The 1,483-nt window shown below is 44.0% G+C and carries 1 protein-coding gene; it reads left to right on the top strand.

Annotated elements, in window-relative coordinates:
- Positions 1-93 precede the first annotated feature (93 nt).
- Positions 94-1,428: an ISNCY family transposase gene (locus FTT63_RS15415; RefSeq protein ID WP_015060273.1), complete on the top strand. Its 1,335-nt coding sequence runs from the start codon at positions 94-96 to the stop codon at positions 1,426-1,428.
- The last annotated feature ends 55 nt before the right edge of the window (positions 1,429-1,483 follow it).

Here is a 1,483-nt window from a genome sequence, read left to right as displayed (position 1 = left end):
TTGTTAGAACCCATTTAAAGTGTCTATATTCTCACCAATAAAAATGTCTGGTTTATGATGGTTTAAACATCATGGACTGGATATGAAATATAGATGCTGATCACTATGTCTGACAAAGAAATTCAACGTCTTGCTGTTCTGCAAGACGTTCGAGATCATCGTATTACACAAGTCCGTGCCGCTGAAATCCTTAATCTTTCAACCCGTCAAATTACCCGGTTATTACAGAAGCTCAATCAAGATGGTGTTTCAGGTATGGCGCATGCCAGCCGTGGTCAACCTGGCCATCGTCGCCATGATGATTTATTAAAATCAAAATGTCTTTCCATTATTTCCGAACATCTGCTGGGATTTGGACCTACCTTGGCCCATGAGAAGCTCAGCAGCATATTTGACCTGAATATCCCGGTAGAAACGCTTCGGCGCTGGATGACTGCAAATGACCTCTGGATTCCGCGATCCAAGCGCCTTAAACGTCCATATCAGCCACGTTATAACCGTGATTGCTTCGGTGAGCTGATCCAGATTGATGGCTCATATCATGACTGGTTCGAAGGACGCGCTGCTAAGTGCTGTTTATTGGTGTATATCGATGATGCCACTGGAAAGCTGTTGCATCTGCGCTTCTGTGAGGCAGAAACGACCTTCGACTATATGCTTTCAACCCGAGCCTACATTGAACAATACGGTAAGCCTCTGGCCTTTTATAGCGATAAACATTCGGTCTTCCGAGTGAACCAGAAATCGAGCCAGGACAGCAAGATCACGCAATTTGGCCGGATTCTGAATGAGTTAAACATTGATATTATCTTTGCCAACTCCCCACAGGCTAAAGGTCGCGTAGAACGCGCGAATAGAACCCTTCAAGACCGTTTGATCAAGGAGATGCGTCTGGAAGGCATCAGTTCAATTGCCGAAGCCAATGCCTGGTTACCCTGCTTTATTGAGCATTTCAACCAGAAGTTCGCCAAGTGTGCGCGAAATTCAAAGAACTTACATCGTCCGCTAACAGAGTCTGATGCTGAGCTGGAGGATATATTCACCTGGCAGGAACCGCGTAAGGTCACGAAGAACCTCACCATCACCTATGACAAGTGTATTTATCTGCTTGAACCGACAGAGCTGAATCATAAGCTTGTTGGGCAATACATTTCATTTCTGGAGTACCCGGATGGCACTGTGGCGATCATGCATGAAGGACGGAAGATCAACTATAGTGTCTTCAATAAACTGGCTGGACTACAGCAGAATGAAGTGGTTGAGAATAAAAGATTAGGCTCGGTTCTGGCGCATATCCAGCAACAGCATGAAGAGTTGGAAAAACAAAATAAACGTTCCCGTCTCAAGAAAAGTATGCCGAGTCGTAAAGCTCAGAAAGCTGTTATTGAACAAAGAAATTTAAATCCTGTGCTTGACTCTTGCAGTTAAAAACAGGACATTTTAAATGGTTTATCGCATAGACATTTTAATTGGTGAATAACAT

Origin of the sequence: Acinetobacter sp. C15 (genome assembly GCF_013420645.1) — a bacterium.
GTDB classification, from domain to species: Bacteria; Pseudomonadota; Gammaproteobacteria; order Pseudomonadales; family Moraxellaceae; genus Acinetobacter; species Acinetobacter indicus.
This window is presented reverse-complemented; position numbering and strand designations above follow the sequence as displayed.

Bases quoted from the DNA above. Each gene is read 5' to 3' on its own strand.
- FTT63_RS15415 (WP_015060273.1), top strand. From the start codon at position 94: ATGCTGATCACTATGTCTGACAAAGAAATTCAACGTCTTGCTGTTCTG.